The sequence below is a fragment of the Kitasatospora sp. NPDC097605 genome (genome assembly GCF_040302725.1).
Taxonomy (GTDB): Bacteria; Actinomycetota; Actinomycetes; order Streptomycetales; family Streptomycetaceae; genus Kitasatospora.
The window spans coordinates 158,859-178,740 of record NZ_JBEOSF010000010.1 but is presented as its reverse complement, the minus strand read 5'-3'; the positions used below and the strand labels follow the sequence as shown (position 1 = coordinate 178,740).

Here is a 19,882-nt window from a genome sequence, read left to right as displayed (position 1 = left end):
CGCTCAGCCGCGGCGGTCCCAGCGGTAGAACTCGCGCGCCATCGCGTCCTTCGGCCCCCGCCAGGTGGCCGGGTCGTAGGCCTCGACGTACGCGGTGAGCGCGTCGCTGATCGCCCGGAACTCCGGGTGGCCGATCACCTGGGCGACGGCCGGGCCCGGCGGGCGGTCCGCCTCGATCAGGTGCAGGTAGACATCGCCGAACTGGAACAGGCTGCGCCCCGTCACCCCGATCAGGTGCGGGAGTTCGCCCCGGTTGTCGGAGTCGGCGAACACCTCGGCGATGCCGCCGGCCGCGTCGGGCTTCATCCGGGCGACGATCAGGGCACGGTGGGTCTGCGCGGTCCCGGGCACGCTCCCGGGGGTGGTCGTGGGGGAGGCCATGGTCAGAGCTCCGCCGCCTTCTTCTCGACCTTCTCGCGGATCAGCTGCATCTGGATCCGGGAGTTGCGGTTGATGTGGTTGACCATGCCCTCGTCGTCGACCGGCGCGGTGGGCTTCATCGCGAAGTCCTGCACCCAGCGCATCCGGGTGCCGGCCGGCACCTCGGCGTACTCCCAGCGGATGTCCATGAACTCGAACGGGCCGGGCTCGACCCGCCGGGCCTGCACCGCGAGTTCGGAGCGGTCGGTGGTGCGCTCGGAGACCCAGCTCCACACCTTGCCGTCCTCGTCGGGGTGCATGGTCAGCCGGAACCGCACCCGGTCGCCCTCGCGCTCCAGCACCTCGACGGAGGCGTACTCGCTGAACAGCTGCGGCCAGTTCTCCAGGTCGTTGGTGATCTCCCAGACCAGGTCGAGCGGGGCCGCGATGACGATCTCGTTGTCCGTGTGCCCGGGCATCTCAGGCACCCGCCTTCGCGGTCACGGCGGAGTTGACCAGGTCCAGGAACTCGGCCGGGGTCTTGGCGGACTCCGCGCCGTTGGTGACCTTCACGCCGTGCCGGTTCTCCAGTTCGCCGACCACGCCGAGCAGGCCGAGGGAGTCCACGCCGAACTCGTCGAAGGCGGCGCCGGGGCGCTCCAGGGCGGCCGGGTCGATCACGACGCCGGCCCGGGCCTGGATGAGCGCCGCGAGTTCGGGATAGTTGAGGGTGTTGCTCACGGGGGTGTCCCTTCGTTGCGAGCGAGTGGTGAGCGGGTGGTGAGCGGGTGGAACAGGGGATGGGGGAGGGACGGGTTCAGGACGGCTCGCCGCGCCGGATCACCAGCGCCGAGTTGGAGCCCATCAGCCCGCGGCTGAGCACCAGCGCGGTGCGCAGCTCGGCCGGCCGGGCGCGGCCGGTCACCAGGGCGAGGTCGTGGGCGACCTCGGTGACATTGGGGGTGGGCGGCAGCACGCCGTCCTCCATGGCGAGTACGGCGGCGGCGGTGTCCAGTGCAGGGGCGCCGCAATAGGCCCGCCCGGTACCGGACTTGGGGGCGGTGACCGGGACCCGCTCGGCGTAGGGGCCGAGCGCGTCGGCCAGCGCGAGCGCCTCGGCCCGGTCGGCGGCCGGGACGCCGAGGGCGTCGGCGAAGACCACGTCGACCTCCTCCGCCGCGATCCTGGCCCGCTCCAGGGCGATCCGGATCGCCGCCGCCAGGCCCTCGCGGGACTCCGCCCAGCGCGAGGCGCCGGTGAAGGTGGCGGCGTGGCCCGCGATGTGCGCCCGGACGGTGGCCCCGCGCCGGCGGGCGGTCGCCTCGTCCTCCAGCAGCAGCATCGCGCCGCCCTCGGCGGGGGCGAAGCCGGCCGCGTCGGGGGAGAACGGCAGGTAGGCCCGGTCGGCGCGGTCCGACAGGCTCAGCTCGGGGTAGCCGAGCTGGCAGACCATCGAGTAGGGCGCGAGCGGGGCCTCGGCGGCGCCGACCACCACCGCGTCGGTGCCCTCCTCGACGGCCCGGGCGGCGTGCGCGATCGCGTCCAGGCCGCCGGCCTCGTCGCTGGCCACCACCGCGCACGGGCCCTTGTAGCCGCCGCGGATGGAGATCTGGCCGGTGCTGGCGGCGTAGAACCAGGCGATCGACTGGTAGGGGCCGACGAACTGCGGTCCCTTGCCCCACAGTTGCTGGAGCTCGCCCTGGCCGAACTCACCGCCGCCGGAGCCGGCCGCGGTCACCACGCCCACCGCGTACGGCTGTTCGGGGTCGGCGAGGAAGCCGGCGTCCGCCACCGCCTGGTCGGCGGCGGCCATCGCGTAGTGCGTGAACCGGTCGGTCTGCACCAGGTAGCGGTTGTCGATGGCGGTCCGCGGGTCGAAGTCCCTCACCTGGCCGGCGATGCGCAGGGGGAGGTCCCCGCAGCCCTCGCGGGATATCCGGTCGAGGACGCTCACGCCCTGCCGGGTGGCCTTCCAGAAGGCGTCGGCCCCGACGCCGTTCGGTGCCACCACGCCGAGGCCGGTGATCACCGCCCGGCGGTTCTGCTGACGTGACGTCATGGGTCTCACCCCGTTCTTGTGAGCACGACGGCGGACTGGAATCCGCCGAATCCGCTGCCGACCGACAGGATGGTGCGCAGTGGCAGCTCGCGCGCGGTGCGCGGCACGTAGTCGAGGTCGCACTCCGGGTCGGGCGTCTCGTAGTTGGCGGTCGGCGGCACCACGCCGCGGTCCAGTGCGAGGGTGCAGGCGACCACCTCGATCGCGCCGATCGCGCCGAGCGAGTGCCCGACCATCGACTTGATCGAGCTCATCGGCGTCCGGTACGCGTGCTCGCCGAGCGAGCGCTTGACGGCCGCCGTCTCGTGCCGGTCGTTCTGCTTGGTGCCCGAGCCGTGCGCGTTGACGTAGTCGACGTCGGTGCGGTCGGCCCGGGCGTGGTCGAGCGCGTGGTCGATCGCCCGGGACATCTCCAGCCCCTCCTGGGTGAGGCCGGTCATGTGGTAGGCGTTGCCGAAGGTCGAGAAGCCGCCGATCTCGCCGTAGATCCGCGCGCCGCGCCGGCGGGCGTGTTCCAGCTCCTCCAGCACCAGGACGGCGCCGCCCTCGCCGAGCACGAAGCCGTCGCGGTGGGCGTCGAACGGGCGGGAGGCGTGCGCCGGGTCGTCGTTGCGTTCGCTGGTGGCCTTGATGGCGTCGAAGCAGGCGACGGTGATCGGCGAGATCGGCGAGTCGGAGGCGCCGGCGAAGCAGATGTCGGCGCGCCCGTCCTCGACCGCCTGGAAGCCGTACCCGATGGCGTCCAGACCGGAGGTGCAGCCGGTGGAGACGGTCTGCACCGGGCCGTGCGCGCCGGTCCGTTCGGCGACCGCCGAGGCGAGCGTGCTGGGCGCGAACGCCCGGTGCAGCTGCGGCTCGGCGAGCCGGTGGTCGACGTCCCAGCGGGCGCCGCCGGCGCTGACCAGGGCGTAGTCGTGCTCCAGGCGGGTGGTGCCGCCGACGGCGGTGCCGAGCGAGACGGCGATCCGCCACGGGTCCTCGGCGGCCAGGTCGAGTCCGGCGTCGGCGATCGCCTCGTCGGCCGCCACCATCGCGAACTGCACGTAGCGGTCGGCCCGTCGGACGTCCTCCGGGCCGAGTCCGTGGGCCGCCGGGTCGAAGTCGCACTCCGCGGCGATCCGGGACCGGAACCCGGCGGGGTCGAAGAGCGTGATGCCCCGGGTCGCCGTCCGCCCGGTGGTGAGGAGGTCCCAGAACGCCGGGACCCCGACCCCTCCGGGCGCGACCACGCCGATTCCGGTGACGGCGACCCGACGGCGGCTCACGAGCTCACCTTGGCGTGTTCCGGCGGGCCGGAGTTGACCACCGGCCCGGTTTCCTCGGTGTCGACGTGACCGAGTTCGGGGCGCGGCGCCAGCGGGCCGAGGTGGAAGACCATCTTGGCCACCGTGTCGCCGACGTTGCGGAACCGGTGGCGCATGTCGATCGGGATCATCAGGCCCTGCTCGGGCTTGAGCACCCGGGTCTCGCCGTCCAGGTCCACCTCCAGGTCGCCGGTGACGACGAACACGAACTCCTCGGAGTACGGGTGGTAGTGCTCCCCGATCCGCTCGCCGGGCTGCACGATGGCCAGGCCCATGAACCCGCTGGTGGCGCCGCAGGTGGTCGGGGTGAGCATGGCGCGCAGGTCGCCGCCGCGCCGTCGGTTCTCCGGCGCCTCGGAGACGTGCACGATCCGTGGGTACTGCGTGGACATGGTTTCTTCCTTCTCTTGCCGGGGCTTCTCGTGCCGGGGATTGCCGCGTCGGGGGTTGCCGCGTCGGGGTCGGCCGCGCCGGAGCCGGCTGGGCCGGGGAGCGGTGGTCGTCAGGAGTCCTGGGACGTCCGGTCGGTGACCGGGTTCATGCTGCGGGCGGCGAGGAAGGCGCGCCGCCCGGCGTCGGTCCGCAGGTCGCCCTCCGGGCCGAGGTCGAGCAGCCGGCCCAGCACGGTGGCCTCGCGCTCGCCGGCCACGCCGAGCGCCGCCGCCGGGTCGGCCTCCGGCGGCAGCCGCAGGTCGACCAGCCGCACCACGACGTCCTCGCGGTGGAAGACGGTGCTCGCGGCCACCGGGCCGGTCGGGTCGGCGGTGGCGAGGTCGTCGTGCTCGGCGAGCAGTTCGGTGACCACCTTCCCCTTGCCGGGCTTCACCGGGTACAGCACGGCGTGCCGGTGCAGCCGCCCGGAGGCGGGGGAGCCGGCGACGGCCTGGTTGGCGGCCGGCAGCGCGGCCCGGGCGAAGAAGGCGCGCGCCGCCTGCGGGTCGCCGAGCTGGCGGGCCTCCTCCAGGTGCGGGTTGATCGCCTCCTCGACGGCCCGCACCTCGGGCTGCATGGCGACGTGCCGCAGCGCCTCGCCGAGGCTGCCGATCACCTCGACCGCGCGGACCACCCGGTTGCCGTGCATGAACAGCGAGGTGCGGCGCAGCCGGGTGGTCTCGTCCACCTCGGCGCGGGGGGAGGCGTAGCCGGACAGGATCCGGGCCACCTCGGGCTCGCTGCCGGGCTTGACGGTGAAGGTGAGCGCGTGCCGGACCACGCCGTCCGGGCCGGGGACGGCCTTCGGCGGGCCGGGCTGGCCGGTGGGGGCGCTGCGCGGCAGGTCGGCCGGCACCTCCAGCGGCGCCCGGCTGCCGGTGGCGCCGGCGGCGGAGGTCTCCCGGAGGATGGCGTAGCGCAGGGAGCGGAAGGTGTCGCTGACGCAGCCGTGCATCGGCTTGACCATCTCCCGGTGGGCCGGGCTGTCCACCCACTCCAGGAAGGTCTCCTGGTCCTCCCACTCGCTGGTGATCAGCCACTGCCGGGGGTCGTTGATGGACTGGCAGAGCTGGTCGCTGACGTGGCCGGGCACGGTCGCGACCTGGTGGCGGAGCTTCTCGTACACGTCCATGAAGCGCTGCTGGGCGCCGTCCTGGATCTCCAGCATCAGCACCACCCGCAGGCGGGTCTCGGAGGAGGAGTGCTGCCGGGCGGGCGGTTCGGACAGAGTCGTCATGATCCACTTTCTGCTTCTGGGCCGCGCGCGTCGGGGGCCGCGTGCGGCGGCGCCGGTGCCGGAGGGGGCCGGGGCGGCCCCCGGCGGGAGGGGTGCTGCGGTGGCGGTCGGCCATCAGGCCTGAGGTCGATCGTGCGCGGCGCTCCCGGGTGGCGCGAGATATGCGGGCCATCCGGGCGAAGAGACGGCACAACGCTCCCGCGGCGGGGGACGGTAGGACCGGGCCGTCGTTGCCCGCGGGCCCCTCCGAGGGCCGCGCCGAGCCCCGCATGCGGCCCCGAACTCCTGTACAGGCTGGAGCAATTGATGAATCCGAAGGTGGACGACCGGGTACCGGTCCTGATCGTCGGCGGCTCGCTGGTCGGGCTGTCGGCCTCGCTCTTCCTCGGCCGACTGGGTGTCAGGCACCTGCTGGTCGAGAAGCACGCCGACACCTCGCATCACCCGCGCGGCCGAGGCAACAACGTACGGACCATGGAGCTGTACCGGGTGGCCGGGATCGAGACGGCGATCCGCGAGGCCGCGTCCGTGCTGGCCCCGAACCACGGCATCCTGCAGGCCCCCTCGCTGACCGGCGAGGAGCAGGAGTGGCTGTTCCGGGAGATCGACCCGGGCGGGCGCCTGGCCCGGTTCAGCCCCAGCTCCTGGTGCCTGTGCAGCCAGAACGACCTGGAGCCGGTGCTCCGCCGCGCGGCCCGCGAGCTGGGCGCCGAGATCCGCTTCGGCACCGAGCTGCTCTCCTTCGAGCAGGACGCCGACGGGGTGAGCGCGCTGCTGCGCAGCCGGGAGAGCGGCGAGGAGCGGGTCGTCCGGGCGGAGTACCTGCTCGCGGCGGACGGCCCGCGCAGCCCGGTCCGCACCCGGCTGGGCATCGGCCAGAGCGGGAAGGGCGAGCTGTTCCACAACGTCAGCATCACCTTCCGGGCCAAGCGGCTGGCCGAGGTGGTCGGCGACCGCCACTTCATCGCCTGCTACCTCACCGACCCGGAGGCGGACGGCGCCCTGCTGCCGGTCGACAACCGGGAGGAGTGGGTGTTCCACGCGCCCTGGCACCCGGAGCACGGCGAGCCGCTGGAGGCGTTCACCGACGAGCGCTGCGCCCGGCACATCCGGGCCGCGATCGGGATGCCCGAGCTGGACGTCGAGGTGACCGGCAAGGCCCCGTGGCACGCCGCCGAGCGGGTCGCCGAGCGCTACTCGTCCGGGCGGGTGTTCCTGGCCGGGGACTCGGCGCACGAGATGTCCCCGACCGGTGCCTTCGGCTCCAACACCGGTATCCAGGACGCGCACAACCTGGCCTGGAAGCTCGCCGCGGTGCTCTGCGGCTGGGCCGGGCCGGGCCTGCTGGAGACCTACGGGCAGGAGCGCCGTCCGGTGGCGCGGGTGACCAGCGAGCGCGCCTCGGCCCGCTCCGCCGAGCACAGCCACCCCGGGTACGCCGTCGTCCCGGGCGTCGGCCGGCAGGCCGGGGTGCTGGCGGTGGCGCTCGGCTACCGCTACCGGCAGGGCGCGGTCACCGGCACCGACCCGGCCGGCCCGGTGGTCCCGGACGCCTTCGAGTCGGCGGGCGAGCCGGGCAGCCGGGCGCCGCACCAGTGGCTGCTGCGCGCGGGCGTGCGGCTGTCCACCCTCGACCTGTACGAGCAGGCGATGGTGCTGCTGGCCGGCTCGGCGGGCACCGCCTGGCGGGACGCCGCCCGCCGCGCGGCCGACCGGCTGGCCGTCCCGCTGGACGCCTACCGGATCGGCGACGGCGCGGACGACGACCTGGCCCCGGAGCCGGGCACCGACTTCGCCGCCGTCCACGGCATCCGCCCCGACGGCGCCCTGCTGGTGCGCCCGGACGGCTTCGTCGCCTGGCGCTCCGAGCACCCCGCCGACGACCCGGAGGCGGAGATCGAGCGGGCGCTGCGGTCGGTGCTGTCGCTGTAGCCGGCAACAGAGGGCCCGCCGGTCGCACCATCCGGCGGGCCCTTCGTCATGTCCGGCGCGAGGTCAGTGACCGCCCTCGTCGACGACCTCGACGTCCTCGATGTTCCGCTCGATGATCTCGGCCGGCAGCGCGACCCGGATCGCCCAGTAGTAGATCGCCAGCGAGAAGACCGAGACGGCGGCCATGTCCCACCACATCGGGATCCGGCCGGTGCCGTCGCCGAAGCCGCCCTGCCAGGAGATCAGGCCGAGGCCCAGCAGGTAGGCCGGCAGCCACTGGGCGGCCCGCCAGTCCATGTGCGGGGCGTTCGGCAGGCCCTTGCGGATGGCGTAGGTGGCGTAGCTGCCGAGCAGCAGGTAGCCGATGACGATCGCGATGCCCAGGCGGGACAGGGTGTGCCAGCCGGACCAGTAGATGATCAGGCTGGAGACGATGAAGGACGCCGGGGCGACGGCCGCGCCGCCGGGCAGGCGGTACGAGCGCTCGCGGGCCGGCAGCCGGCGGCGCAGGGCGCCGAAGGCGAGCGGGGCGCCCGCGTACATCAGCACGCTGGCCGAGGTGATGAAGCCGACCAGCTCCTGCCAGCTCGGGAAGGGCATGAAGCAGATGACGCCGGTGACGAACGACATGATGAGGCCGAACCACGGCGCGCCGCGCTTGTCGACCCGCTCGAACAGCTGCGGCGCGTAGCCGTTCTTGCTGAGGCCGTACGCGATGCGCGAGGTGGAGGTGGTGTAGATGAGGCCGGTGCCGCCGGGGGAGACGATGGCGTCGAAGTACAGCACCCAGGCCAGCCAGCCGAGGCCGACCACCGTGGCGAGGCCGGCGAACGGGCCGTCGATGCCGGGGAAGTCGAGGTTCTCCCAGCCGTTGGCGAAGGAGGCGGCGGGCAGCGCGGCGATGAAGACGACCTGCAGCAGCACGTAGATCGCGGTGCCGATGGCGACCGAGCCGAGCACGGCGCGCGGGATGTCGCGCTTGGGGTTCTTGCTCTCGCCGGCCAGCTGGATCGCCTGCTCGAAGCCGAGCAGCGCGAAGATGATGCCGCTGGCGCTGACCGCGGTCAGCACGCCCTTGATGCCGAACGGGGCGAAGCCGTGCGAGGAGAAGTTGGAGCCGTGGAAGTTGGTCACGGCCAGCACGAAGATCGCGAACAGCGGGACGAAGATCTTCAGCCAGGTGGCCGCGCTGTTGGTGCGGGCGAGCACCCGGACGCCGAGGAAGTTGACCGCCACGAACAGGGCCATCAGCAGCACGGCGACGACCATGCCGCTCGCGGTGAGGGTGCCGTTGTCGTTGAGGAGGCCCTGCGCGAACTCCCAGTGCCCGGCGTAGCCGATCATCGCCTCGACCTCGATGGGCGCGACGGTGGCGGCCTGGAGCCAGGAGAACCAGCCGAACGACATGCCGGCCAGCCCGCCGAAGGCGTAGTGCGGGTAGCGGGCGGTGCCGCCGGCGACCGGGAACATGCCGCCGAGCTCGGCGTGCACGAAGGCGAGCAGCACGATGGCGACCGCGCCGATGCCCCAGGCGATGAGCGCCGCCGGTCCGGCGACGACGACGGCGTTCTTGGCGCCGTAGAGCCAGCCCGAGCCGATGATCGAGCCGACCGAGGCCCACATGAGGCCGATGAGGCCGACTTCGCGGCGGAGCGACCGGTGGGTGGTGGTCCCGGTGCCGGGACCGGTGCCCGTACCGGGCGGGGAGAGCTGGTTGAGGGAGGCCATGCGCAATCTCTCTGTGCTGTGGGGGCTCCGGTCGTGCGGAGCGCGGAGAGTTGACACACGGTAGGCGGATTCAGAGACATCTGCACAGATTTCATTACTGAATGTTTACCTACTTCGCAGGATATTTCCGCAGGTAGGCGGCCATCAGTTCATGCACCCGTTACGTGACGGATGAGTAATTTAGGAATTTGAGCCAGATTTGAGCATTGATTCGCCCCCGTCCGGGATGATAAGGCGAAGGTGGTTATAAAAATCGGACCGTTCGTATAGAGATGCATCCGCCGCCCCGATCGCGTAGGGTGACCGCCATGCGTTCCCGGATCCTGCCGCCGCCCGTCCGCTAGCGGGCGGCCCACTCCACGCACCCAGCCCGGCGGCTCCGCCGTTCCCGGGCCGATGAGTGCCGCCCGCACCACCGGTGGACCTCATCCGGCCGGGCCCCGCCCGGCACCCCGTCGTGGAGAACGAACACATGACCACTCATGCCGCCGTGCCGGTCCGGCACGGCCTGCTGTCCATCTCGGCCGCCGCCGTCGCCTGGGGCGCGGGCGGAGCCGTGGCCGCCCTGCTGATGGGCGCCGCCGGGCTCGGCCCGGTCGCCGTCTGCGCCTGGCGGTTCGCCGTCGCCGCCGGCTGCCTCGCCCTGCTGCCCGCCCGGGCCGCCGCCGGGCCGCGCCGCGCCGCCGTGCTCACCGGGCTCGGGCTGGCGGTCAGCCAGTGCGCGTACTTCGGCTCGGTCCGCTACGCCGGGCTCGGCCTCGGCACCCTGGTGACCATCGGCGCCGGGCCGGTGCTCACCAGCCTCGGTGCCCACCTGCTGCTCGGTGAACGGCTCACCGGCCGGTCGGTGGCCGCCAATCTGCTCGCCCTGGGCGGGCTGGTCCTGCTGCTGGCCGGGCCGGCGGGCGGCCCGCGGCCCGTGCTCGGGACGGCGCTCGCCGTCCTGGCCGGCGCCGGGCAGAGCGGACTCACCCTCTGGGCCCGCGCCGGCGGCACGGCCCGCGCCTCGACCGGGGCGTTCGCCACCGGCCTGCTCTGCCTGCTGCCGCTCGCCCTCACCGTGGACGGCGGCGTGCTGCCGACCGCCGGCGCACCGCTGACGACGGCCGCCGCGCTGCTGTTCCTGGGCACGGTGCCGACGCTGCTCGCCTACCGCTGGTACTTCGCCGGGCTGGCCGTCGTACCGGGGGCCACCGCGGCCGTGCTGGTGCTGCTGGAGCCGGCCACCGCCGCCGTCCTCGGCGTGGCCTTCCTCGGCGAGCCGCTCACCCCGGCCCTGCCGGCCGGGTCTGCCCTGCTGCTCACCGCCGTCGCCGTGCTCACCCGGCGCTGAGCGGTGCCCCGCTGAACGGTGTCCCGCTGAACGGTGCTTCGCTGAGCAGTGCCCCGCGCCCGCCCGCCCGCTGTCCGGACGGCGGGCGGGCGCGGGAACCCGGGGCGGCGGTGTCAGGGCACCGGCCGCAGGGCCGGCTGGCCGGGGACCAGGGCGCGCAGCACCAGGTCGACGTGGACGTGCGCGGCGCCGGCCCGGAGCAGGGCGGCGGAGACGGCCCGTAACTCCTCCGGGCCGGTGCAGGCGAGCCGCAGTTCGAGGTCGGCGTCGCCGGCCAGTGCCAGGCCGCTCTGCACCGCCGGCAGCTCGGCGGCCAGCCGGTCGAAGTCCAGCGGGACCGGGCCGTAGCTCACCCGGGCGAGGGCCTGGAGCGGGCGGGCCGGCTCGGGCTGCGGCGCGCCCGGGACGAGGTGGAGTGCGCTCACCGGCGCTGGAGCCGTGCGCCGGAGCGGGGGGAGGGGTGCCCGGCGTCCGGCCGGGCGTCCGGGGCGGTCACCGGGGGCGCGACCAGCCGCGGGTCCAGGACCAGCTCCTCGATGCCGAGCGGTGCGGTCAGCGCGCGCAGCGCCGGTTCGCCGAGGACGACGGCGGCCTGCTCCGGGCCGAGCAGTTCGGCGAGCGCGCCCGCCGAACTGAAGCCGACCGCGCAGCGGCGGCCGTCGCGCAGGCGGAAGAGACGCAGGGAGGTGGTCCGTCCAGTGACGGTGACCGGGACGTGCCAGACGACGACGCGGGCCATGCGGATGCTCCCGAGTGATGGAGTGGGGCCTGCCGGGACTGCTCGGAACTGCTCCTCATGACGCTAGGGCTGGCCCGGGCACGCGGAGAACCGCCCTGACGCAGCGTTGACCGAATGCAGCACTGCGTTGACGAAGTCCTGACGGTCGGGTGCACCGCTCACCGGACGGGGCCTCCCGGACCGCTCCGCTTGCCCCGCGGCGGCGTCGGGACGACGGTGGAGCTGATCCGAATCCGGGGGGAGGTGGAGCGGAGGGGCGGTCACGAGATATCTTGACGTCAAGACGTTGGAGACGTGAAGCGGAGTACCGATGACTGACTCGACCATCATCTATACGCACACCGACGAGGCGCCGGCCCTGGCAACGTACTCGTTCCTGCCGGTGGTCCAGGCGTACGCCTCGACGGCGGGCGTGAAGGTGGAGACTCGCGACATCTCCCTCGCCGGGCGAATCATCGCGAGCTTCCCGGAGCGTCTGACCGAGGACCAGCGGATCGGCGACGCGCTCGCCGAGCTGGGCGCGCTCGCCAAGACCCCGGGCGCCAACATCATCAAGCTGCCGAACATCTCGGCATCCATCCCGCAGCTCAAGGCCGCCATCGCCGAGCTGCAGGCGCAGGGCTACGCGCTGCCGGACTACCCGGACGACCCGCAGACCGACGAGGACAAGGACGTCCGCGCCCGGTACGACAAGGTCAAGGGCAGCGCCGTCAACCCGGTCCTGCGCGAGGGCAACTCGGACCGCCGCGCCCCCGCGTCGGTCAAGAACTACGCCAAGACCCACCCGCACCGCATGGGCGCCTGGTCGGCCGACTCCAAGACCAATGTCGCCACCATGGGCGAGAACGACTTCCGCTCCACCGAGAAGTCGACCGTCATCGCCGCGGACGGCGCGCTGCGCATCGAGCTGGTCGCCGAGGACGGCGCCACCACCGTGCTGCGCGAGTCCGTCCCGGTGCTGGCCGGCGAGGTCGTGGACGCCTCGGTCATGCGCGCCGCCGCGCTGAACGAGTTCCTGGCCGCGCAGGTCGCCGAGGCCAAGGCCCGCGGCGTGCTGTTCTCGGTCCACCTGAAGGCCACCATGATGAAGGTCTCCGACCCGATCATCTTCGGCCACGTGGTCCGCGCCTTCTTCCCGCAGACCTTCGCCAAGTACGGCGAGGTGCTCGTCGCGGCGGGCCTGAACCCGAACAACGGCCTCGGCGGCATCCTGGCCGGCCTGGACAACGTCCCGCACCTGGGCGAGGAGATCAAGGCCTCCTTCGAGGCCGAGCTGGCCGCCGGCCCGGCCCTGGCCATGGTCGACTCCGACAAGGGCATCACCAACCTGCACGTGCCGAGCGACGTCATCGTCGACGCCTCGATGCCGGCCATGATCCGCACCTCCGGCCACATGTGGGGCCCGGACGGCCAGGAGGCCGACACCCTCGCCGTGCTGCCGGACAGCAGCTACGCGGGCGTCTACCAGGCCGTCATCGACGACTGCCGCGCCCACGGCGCCCTGGACCCGGCCACCATCGGCTCGGTCCCGAACGTCGGCCTGATGGCCCAGGCCGCCGAGGAGTACGGCAGCCACGACAAGACCTTCGAGATCGCGGCCGCCGGCACCGTGCGCCTGGTCGACGCCGCCACCGGCGAGGTCGTCCTGGAGCAGGCCGTCCAGCCGGGCGACATCTTCCGCTCCTGCCAGACCAAGGACCTGCCGATCCGCGACTGGGTGAAGCTGGCCGTCACCCGCGCCCGGGTCACCGGCAGCCCGGCCGTCTTCTGGCTGGACGAGAGCCGCGCCCACGACGCCGTGCTGATCGAGAAGGTCAAGACCTACCTGGCCGACCACGACACCACCGGCCTGCAGATCGAGATCAAGTCCCCGGTCGAGGCCACCACGTTCTCGCTGGAGCGCATCCGCCGCGGCGAGGACACCATCTCGGTCACCGGCAACGTGCTGCGCGACTACCTGACCGACCTGTTCCCGATCCTGGAGCTGGGCACCAGCGCCAAGATGCTGTCGGTCGTCCCGCTGATCAACGGCGGCGGCCTGTTCGAGACCGGCGCCGGCGGCTCCGCCCCGAAGCACGTCCAGCAGCTGGTCAAGGAGAACTACCTGCGCTGGGACAGCCTGGGCGAGTTCTTCGCGCTGGCCGCCAGCTTCGAGCACCTGGCCCGCACCACCGGCAACGCCCGCGCCCAGGTGCTGGCCGACACCCTGGACCGCGCCACCGGCACCTTCCTCAACGAGGACAAGTCGCCGAGCCGCCGCCTCGGTGGCATCGACAACCGCGGCAGCCACTTCTACCTGGCCACCTACTGGGCCCAGGAGCTGGCCGGCCAGACCGAGGACGCCGCGCTCGCGCAGGCCTTCGAGGGCCTGGCCAAGACGCTGACCGAGCAGGAGCAGGCCATCGTCGAGGAGCTCGTCGCGGTGCAGGGCTCCCCGGTCGACCTGGGCGGCTACTACCAGCCGGACCCGGCCAAGGCCGCGGCCGTGATGCGCCCGTCGAAGACCCTCAACGAGGCGCTCGCCAGCCTCGGCTGAGCCGGACGGCGCCGCAGCTGAACCCGGGAGGCCCCGGAGGTCCGATCACGGACCTCCGGGGCCTCCCGGCCCTTCCCGGCGGTCTCCCCGCGGGGGGCTCAGTGCCCCTCGCCCTCGGGGCGGGCGTGCCGGGGGAGCAGGAAGGCGACCACGAAGGCCGCCGCGAGCAGCGCCGCGATCAGGCCGTACGTCCAGCCGGCCGCGTGCCGGAAGCCGTCGGTGCCGGCCCAGCCGAAGAACGCGGTGCCGAGCAGCGCCACGCCCATCGAGCCGCCGAGCTGCTGCTGGGCGTTGAGGACGCCGGAGGCGGAGCCGGTCTCGGACTCCTCGACCCCGGCCAGCGCGATGTCGAAGAACGGCGCCATGACCAGGCCGAGGCCCAGCCCGGTGAGGGCGAGCGCCGGGACCAGCTGCCAGCTGGTGAGCCCCTCGGCCCCGCGCTCGACGGTGACCCACAGGCCCAGCGCGCCCGCGGCGGCGACGGCGATGCCGCCGTGCAGCACCCGGCGGCCGTGCCGCGGGGCCAGCAGTCCGCCGGAGAGGACGGCGCCGACCACCACGCCGATCGACAGCGGGATCATCGAGAGCCCGGCGTGCAGCGGCGTCCAGCCGAGGCCGAGCTGCAGGTGGAGGGTGAAGACCAGCATCAGCCCGGAGAGCGCGGCGAAGAACACCAGCCCGGTGGCGAGCGCCGAGACGAAGGGCCGCTTGGTGAACAGCGAGGGCTCGATCAGCGGGGTGCCGCCGCGTCGCAGGACGCCGCGCTGGTGCCGGGCGAAGAGCCACAGGACCGGGACCGAGGCCGCCATCGAGAGGAAGGTCCAGAGCGGCCAGTCCAGCTCGCGGCCCTGGACCAGCGGGTAGACCAGCAGCAGCACGGCGAGGCCGAGCACCAGCACGCCGACGGGGTCGAGCCGCCCGGCGCCGGTGGTGCGGGTGACGCGGTCGGCGGGCAGGATCCGGAGGGCGGCGAGCGCGGCGAGCAGGCCGACCGGCAGGTTGATCAGGAAGACGGTCCGCCAGCCGAGGCCGAACAGGTCGGCGTCGGTGAGGTAGCCGCCGAGGGTGGGCCCGAGCACCGAGGAGAGGCCCAGCACGGGGCCGAACAGGCCGAACGCCGCGCCGACCTCCTTCGGCGGGAACATCGACTTGATCAGCCCGAGCCCCTGCGGGATGAGCAGCGCCGCGAACAGGCCCTGCACGGTGCGGGCGGCGATCAGGGTGCCGGCGCCGGGCGCCGCCGCGCAGAGCACCGAGGCGAGGGTGAAGCCGGCCGCGCCGAGGACGAACAGGCGCTTGCGGCCGAAGAGGTCGCCGAGCCGGCCGCCGGTGATCAGCAGGACGGCGAAGGCGAGCGTGTAGGACGCGGTGATCCACTGGATCTGGGCGTCGCTGCCGCCGAGGTCCTGCCGGACGGCGGGCGCCGCGACGCCGACGATCGTGGTGTCGAGGAGGTCCATCACCTCGGCGGCGAGGATGACGGCGAGGCCCGCCCAGCGCAGCCGGTAGCCGGCGGACGGGGACGCGGGGGCCTGGGGAGGGGCGATCTGACTGGTCATGGAGGTGCTCTCCGGAATCAGAGCTGTCGACGAACGACGTTCGTCGGAACGAACACTGTTTGGTTCAACGAACAGTGTTCTCCCATGGAACGGTGTTCGTGTCAAGTAATCTGGGATCCGTCGCCGACCACGAAGGAGCCCCCATGACCAGTGCCGCCCCGCGTTCCGGCTGGCCCGAGCACTGGCGGGGGAAGGCGAAGGCCGCCCCCAGGCGGCAGCCGCTGAGCCGGGAGCGGATCGTCGAGGCGGCGCTGCGGATCGTCGACGCCGAGGGCATGGACGCGCTCAGCATGCGCCGGGTCGGCCAGGAGCTCGGCACCGGCGCCGCCAGCCTCTACGCCCACGTCGGCTCCAAGGAGGAGCTGCTCGAACAGGTCCTGGACCTCGCCTACGCCGAGATCGAGCTGGAGCCGGCCGACCCGGCGCGCTGGGAGGAGCAGATCAAGCGGCTGCTGCGGACCTGCCGCGAGGCACTGCTCTCCCACCGCGACCTGGCCAAGGCCGCCGTGGTCGCCAATGTGCCGGTCACCCCGCACGCGATGGACATCGCCGAGGCCATGCTCGCCATGCTGAAGGCCGGCGGCCTGGACGAGCAGACCGCCGCCTACGGGGTCGACCTGCTCGGTCTCTACACCACCGCGACCGCCTTCGAGGCGTCCACCCGGGGCGGCGGCAACACCGAGGAGTTCACCGACCGGATCCGCGGGTACTTCGCGACCATCCCCGCCGAGCGCTACCCGATGATCACCTCGATGGCCGCCGCGCTGACCCGCAACGTCGGCGACGAGCGCTTCGAGTTCGGCCTGGACATCCTGGTCGCCGGCCTCGCCCGGCAGACCCCGGCCGGCGCCTGAGCCCCCGCCCAGGAAACGCCGGAGCCCCCGTCCGGACCCGGACGGGGGCTCCTTCGTTCAGCTGTGGCCGACAGCCCTGGCCGGCTCAGCCGGCGTCGGCCGCGGGCCGGCGGCTGCGCTGGTCCAGCGAGGCCAGGTAGGCGTTGTACGCCGCCAGCTCGGCGTCACCGCTGCGGTCCTCGGCGCGGTCCCGGCGGCGGGAGAGCCGCTGCTCGGAGCTCATCCACTGGTAGACCAGCGCGATCAGCACGATCGCGGTCGGGATCTCGCCGAACGCCCAGGTGATGCCACCGGCGAGCTTCTGGTCGGCCAGCAGGTCGGTGCCGGGCGGCGCGCCCTCGGTGGTGAAGGTGTTCACCAGCTGGTGGTTGGCCATCATCACCGCGACGCCGAAGAACGCGTGGAACGGCATGCCCATGAACAGCTCGATGATCCGCATCACATGGCCGGGCCGGTGCGGGCCCGGGTCCACGCCCATGATCGGCCAGAAGAACACCAGCCCGGTCGCCAGGAAGTGGACCATCATGAAGATGTGCCCGAGCCGGTACTGCATGAGGAAGTCGAACAGCGGGGTGAAGTAGACGCCGTACAGGCTCGCGATGAACAGCGGGATGGTGAACGCCGGGTGCGAGACCACCTTGATGTAGGTCGAGTGCAGCAGCGCCACCAGCAGCTCGCGCGGCCCGCGCGGGCGCCCCTTGCCGGCCGGCCGCAGCGCGCGCAGCGCCAGCGTGATCGGCCCGCCGAGCAGCAGCAGGATCGGCGACAGCATCGAGAGCACCATGTGCTGCATCATGTGCGCGCTGAACAGCACCATGCCGTAGTCGTTCAGCCCGGTGCAGGTGACCAGGATCACCGTGCCGACGCCGAGCGCCCAGGCCACCGTCCGCCCGACCGGCCAGCTGTCGCCGCGCCGCCGCAGCCGGACCACCCCGGTGACGTACAACGCGAGCGCGGCCAGGCTGCCGATCAGGAACACCCAGTCGGGGGACCAGGTGAGCACGTTGGAGAGCGAGAAGGGGCCGAGTTCGGTCATCCCGCCGTGGTGGTGCATGCCTGACATTCCGTCGCCCATCGGCGGGTCCTGCTTTCCCTCGTCACGTCCCCTGATCGGGTCCGGTTCGCCCGTTTTGCTTCGCCCTACAGCCTAGGCGGGCCTTACCTCGCCCCACCCCCCGACCCCCGCCCCGCCCGGCCCCGCCAGCCGCCGCCTCCGGCCGGACGGCCGAGCGAGGCCGGGACGGATCGCGGGATCAGGCCCGTGGGACGAGGGTGTTCTCGTTGGTGCGGCCGGCGGCGTGGTCGTCGATGTTGCGGGCGGTGGTGGCGATGATCTGGCCGACGGCGGTGTGGGTGAAGTAGGCCTGGTGGCTGGTGACGAGGACCTGGGGGAAGGTGACGAGGCGGGCGAGGACGTCGTCGGTGATGCCCTGGATGGAGCGGTCGGTGAAGAAGACGCCGGTCTCCTCCTCGTAGACGTCGAGGCCGACGCCGGAGAGGCGGCCGGCGCGCAGGGTCTCGACCAGGGCGGCGCTGTCGACGAGGCCGCCGCGGCTGGAGTTGACGAGGATGGCGTCGTCCTTCATGCGGGCGAGGGCGGCGCCGTCGATGAGGTGGTGGGTGGCGGGGAGCAGGGGGACGTGGAGGCTGATGAGGTCGGCGCGGGTGAGGAGTTCGGGGAGTTCGGTGTAGGTCATGCCGAGGTCGAGGCAGGCGGGGTTGGGGGCGATGTCCCAGCCGAGGAGTTCGGTGCCGAAGCCGGCCGCGATGCGGGCGAAGCACTCGCCGATCTTGCCGGTGCCGATGACGCCGACGGTCATGCCGTGGATGTCGCGGCCGAGCAGGCCGTCGAGGCGGAAGTCGAACTCGCGGGAGCGGTTGGCGGCCCGGGTGAGGCGCCGGTTGACGGCCAGCGCGAGGGCCCAGGCGTGTTCGGCGACCGCGTACGGGCTGTAGTGGGAGACCCGGGCGACGGTGAGGCCGAGGTCGGCGGCGGCGTCGAGGTCGATGTTGTTGAAGCCGGTGGAGCGCTGGGCGATCAGCTTGGTGCCGCCCGCGGCGAGGGCGGTGAGCGTCTCGGCGTCGAGGACGTCGTTGACGCTGCTGCTGACGGCGGGGTAGCCGGCGGCGAGCGGGGCGGTGTCGCGGTTGAGGAAGACGGACAGGCAGCGCAGCTCGTGCCGGTCCGCGAAGGCCTTCTCCAGCAGCGGCCGCTCGTCCGCCTGCACGCCGTACGCGAGGATCTCCATGCGGTCCACTCTGGGCCATGGGTCAAGGCGCGGCAAAAGATGTCCGGATGTGAGCGCAACCCTCCGTACCCCCGCCGATCGGCTGTTCCCTAGGTCAAAAACCCTTGCGAGCATCGAAATGGCGATTCCGATCAAGAAATCGCCTTTGATTGACGATTCACCAATCGTTTGTGAACTGTGCCTTAACAAAAGCTGAGGCACACGAGGGGGTATTCAGCATGTCCGAGGACACCCACGGCACCGAGCTGACCCGCAGGCGGATGCTCCAGGGGGCCGCGGCCGCCCTGGCCGTCGCCGGCGGGACGGTCGTGATCGGCGTGGCCGGCCCGGGAGGAGGGGCGGCCACCGCCGCCGATCCCGGCGCTTCCGACAGCTTCGACGAAATCTTCCAGGGCCGGCGGATCCAGGGCCGCCCGGTCGACGGGGGGAGCCACCAGCACGGCGGCACCGGCACCGGCACCGGCTACGAGGTGCGGATCGACGGCGACGAACTGCACATGATGCGCAACGCCGACGGCACCTGGATCAGCGTGGTCAACCACTACCAGACCTTCGCGACGCCGCGCGCGCTCGCCCGGGCCGCCGTCAACGACCTGCAGGGCGCCACGCTCGTCCCGCTCACGACCGCCTGATCCGGCCACCACCCGACATCCACCACAAGAGGGGGGACTCATGGGAGTCCGCAAGAACCAGGCGACCCTGACGGCCCAGGAGAAGCGCGCCTTCGTCAACGCGGTGCTGGCGCTCAAGGCGAACGGCGGCTACGACCCGTTCGTCACCACCCACAACCAGTTCATCCTCAGCGACGTCGACAACGGCGAGCGCACCGGCCACCGCTCGCCGTCCTTCCTGCCCTGGCACCGCCAGTACCTGCTGGAGTTCGAGCAGGCGCTGCAGGCCGTCGACCCGAGCGTCACCCTCCCGTACTGGGACTGGACCGCCGACCGCTCGGCGACCTCCGGCCTGTGGGGCGCGGACTTCATGGGCGGCAACGGGCGGGCCGGCGACGGCCAGGTGACCACCGGGCCGTTCGCCTTCTCCACCGGCAACTGGCGGCTCAACGTCAACACCGACAGCCGCACCTACCTGCGCCGCCAGCTCGGCACCGGGGTGGCCCAGCTGCCCACTCGCCCCGACACCGAGTCGGTGCTCGCCATCACCACCTACGACGCCGCGCCGTGGAACAGCTCCTCGACCGGCTTCCGCAACAACCTGGAGGGGTGGCGCGGGGTCAACCTGCACAACCGGGTGCACGTCTGGGTGGGCGGCCAGATGGCCACCGGGATGTCGCCCAACGACCCGGTGTTCTGGCTGCACCACTGTTTCGTCGACAAGCTCTGGTCCGAGTGGCAGAAGCGCAACCCCACCAAGACCTACCTGCCGACGGCCGGCACGCCGGACGTGGTCGACCTCAACGAGCCGATGAAGCCGTGGAACACCGTCTCCCCGGCCGACATGCTCAACCACAGCGGTACCTACACCTACGACACCGGCTACTGATCCGGCGACCCGTCCGTCGACGGACCCCGCTCCCGGCAGGGCGGCTGCCGAGAACGGCCC

General features: G+C 72.8%; 19 protein-coding genes. 6 read left to right on the top strand and 13 right to left on the bottom strand.

The features are described from left to right. Positions 1-3: 3 nt before the first annotated feature. The 7 genes from ABTX81_RS14495 to ABTX81_RS14465 form a co-directional block, all read right to left on the bottom strand. Positions 4-381: a TcmI family type II polyketide cyclase gene (locus ABTX81_RS14495; RefSeq protein WP_350544492.1), complete on the bottom strand. Its 378-nt coding sequence runs from the start codon at positions 379-381 to the stop codon at positions 4-6. Positions 382-383: 2 nt separating this feature from the next. After that, positions 384-839, bottom strand: coding sequence for an SRPBCC family protein (locus ABTX81_RS14490; RefSeq protein WP_350544490.1), 456 nt, complete (start codon positions 837-839; stop codon positions 384-386). Between the two features lies 1 nt (position 840). Continuing rightward, entirely contained in the window at positions 841-1,101 is a 261-nt protein-coding gene (locus ABTX81_RS14485; RefSeq protein ID WP_350544488.1) for an acyl carrier protein, read from the bottom strand. A gap of 76 nt (positions 1,102-1,177) precedes the next feature. After that, positions 1,178-2,419 (bottom strand): beta-ketoacyl synthase N-terminal-like domain-containing protein, encoded by a 1,242-nt coding sequence (locus ABTX81_RS14480; RefSeq protein ID WP_350544485.1) that lies wholly within the window; start codon positions 2,417-2,419, stop codon positions 1,178-1,180. A 5-nt stretch (positions 2,420-2,424) separates the two neighbouring features. Beyond that, on the bottom strand, positions 2,425-3,684 hold the full coding sequence (locus tag ABTX81_RS14475; protein WP_350544483.1) for a beta-ketoacyl-[acyl-carrier-protein] synthase family protein: 1,260 nt from the start codon (positions 3,682-3,684) through the stop codon (positions 2,425-2,427). After that, positions 3,681-4,115 (bottom strand): cupin domain-containing protein, encoded by a 435-nt coding sequence (locus ABTX81_RS14470; RefSeq protein WP_350544480.1) that lies wholly within the window; start codon positions 4,113-4,115, stop codon positions 3,681-3,683. Before ABTX81_RS14470 ends, ABTX81_RS14475 begins: the two co-directional genes overlap by 4 nt. A gap of 110 nt (positions 4,116-4,225) precedes the next feature. After that, positions 4,226-5,392: a SchA/CurD-like domain-containing protein gene (locus ABTX81_RS14465; protein WP_350544478.1), complete on the bottom strand. Its 1,167-nt coding sequence runs from the start codon at positions 5,390-5,392 to the stop codon at positions 4,226-4,228. A gap of 306 nt (positions 5,393-5,698) precedes the next feature. On the opposite strand from ABTX81_RS14465, the gene ABTX81_RS14460 reads away from it, so the two are divergent. Then, positions 5,699-7,324, top strand: coding sequence for an FAD-dependent oxidoreductase (locus tag ABTX81_RS14460; protein WP_350544475.1), 1,626 nt, complete (start codon positions 5,699-5,701; stop codon positions 7,322-7,324). Between the two features lie 63 nt (positions 7,325-7,387). On the opposite strand, the gene ABTX81_RS14455 is transcribed toward ABTX81_RS14460, so the two are convergent. Next, positions 7,388-9,052: an APC family permease gene (locus ABTX81_RS14455; protein WP_350544472.1), complete on the bottom strand. Its 1,665-nt coding sequence runs from the start codon at positions 9,050-9,052 to the stop codon at positions 7,388-7,390. A 472-nt stretch (positions 9,053-9,524) separates the two neighbouring features. Here ABTX81_RS14455 and ABTX81_RS14450 point away from each other — a divergent pair, with 472 nt between their 5' ends. After that, positions 9,525-10,385 carry an EamA family transporter gene (locus tag ABTX81_RS14450; RefSeq protein ID WP_350544469.1) on the top strand — a complete coding sequence of 287 codons (861 nt, stop codon included), beginning with the start codon at positions 9,525-9,527 and terminating at the stop codon, positions 10,383-10,385. 113 nt (positions 10,386-10,498) lie between these two features. Here the strand turns inward: ABTX81_RS14450 and ABTX81_RS14445 are convergent, their stop codons facing one another. Together ABTX81_RS14445 and ABTX81_RS14440 are read right to left on the bottom strand one after the other, a co-directional pair. Beyond that, positions 10,499-10,810 carry a hypothetical protein gene (locus tag ABTX81_RS14445; protein WP_350544466.1) on the bottom strand — a complete coding sequence of 104 codons (312 nt, stop codon included), beginning with the start codon at positions 10,808-10,810 and terminating at the stop codon, positions 10,499-10,501. Continuing rightward, positions 10,807-11,124: an SAV_915 family protein gene (locus ABTX81_RS14440; protein WP_350544464.1), complete on the bottom strand. Its 318-nt coding sequence runs from the start codon at positions 11,122-11,124 to the stop codon at positions 10,807-10,809. Before ABTX81_RS14440 ends, ABTX81_RS14445 begins: the two co-directional genes overlap by 4 nt. A 310-nt stretch (positions 11,125-11,434) precedes the next feature. On the opposite strand from ABTX81_RS14440, the gene ABTX81_RS14435 reads away from it, so the two are divergent. Further along, positions 11,435-13,660 (top strand): NADP-dependent isocitrate dehydrogenase, encoded by a 2,226-nt coding sequence (locus ABTX81_RS14435; RefSeq protein ID WP_350544462.1) that lies wholly within the window; start codon positions 11,435-11,437, stop codon positions 13,658-13,660. A gap of 98 nt (positions 13,661-13,758) precedes the next feature. On the opposite strand, the gene ABTX81_RS14430 is transcribed toward ABTX81_RS14435, so the two are convergent. Further along, positions 13,759-15,219, bottom strand: a complete 1,461-nt coding sequence (locus tag ABTX81_RS14430) for an MFS transporter (RefSeq protein ID WP_350544460.1) — start codon at positions 15,217-15,219, stop codon at positions 13,759-13,761. Positions 15,220-15,362: 143 nt separating this feature from the next. Between ABTX81_RS14430 and ABTX81_RS14425 the strand changes: the two genes are divergently transcribed. After that, a complete protein-coding gene (locus ABTX81_RS14425) occupies positions 15,363-16,073 on the top strand; it encodes a TetR/AcrR family transcriptional regulator (RefSeq protein WP_350544458.1) in 711 nt (236 codons plus the stop codon). 85 nt (positions 16,074-16,158) lie between these two features. Here the strand turns inward: ABTX81_RS14425 and ABTX81_RS14420 are convergent, their stop codons facing one another. After that, on the bottom strand, positions 16,159-17,127 hold the full coding sequence (locus tag ABTX81_RS14420; protein ID WP_350544596.1) for a cytochrome c oxidase assembly protein: 969 nt from the start codon (positions 17,125-17,127) through the stop codon (positions 16,159-16,161). A gap of 199 nt (positions 17,128-17,326) precedes the next feature. Then, a complete protein-coding gene (locus ABTX81_RS14415; RefSeq protein ID WP_350544456.1) occupies positions 17,327-18,322 on the bottom strand; it encodes a 2-hydroxyacid dehydrogenase in 996 nt (331 codons plus the stop codon). Positions 18,323-18,540: 218 nt separating this feature from the next. Between ABTX81_RS14415 and melC1 the strand changes: the two genes are divergently transcribed. Continuing rightward, a complete protein-coding gene (gene melC1, locus ABTX81_RS14410) occupies positions 18,541-18,954 on the top strand; it encodes an apotyrosinase chaperone MelC1 (RefSeq protein ID WP_350544454.1) in 414 nt (137 codons plus the stop codon). Positions 18,955-18,994: 40 nt separating this feature from the next. Beyond that, the gene (gene melC2, locus ABTX81_RS14405; RefSeq protein ID WP_350544451.1) at positions 18,995-19,822 is read left to right on the top strand and encodes a tyrosinase MelC2; all 828 of its coding nucleotides are present in this window, start codon (positions 18,995-18,997) and stop codon (positions 19,820-19,822) included. Positions 19,823-19,882: the final 60 nt, after the last annotated feature.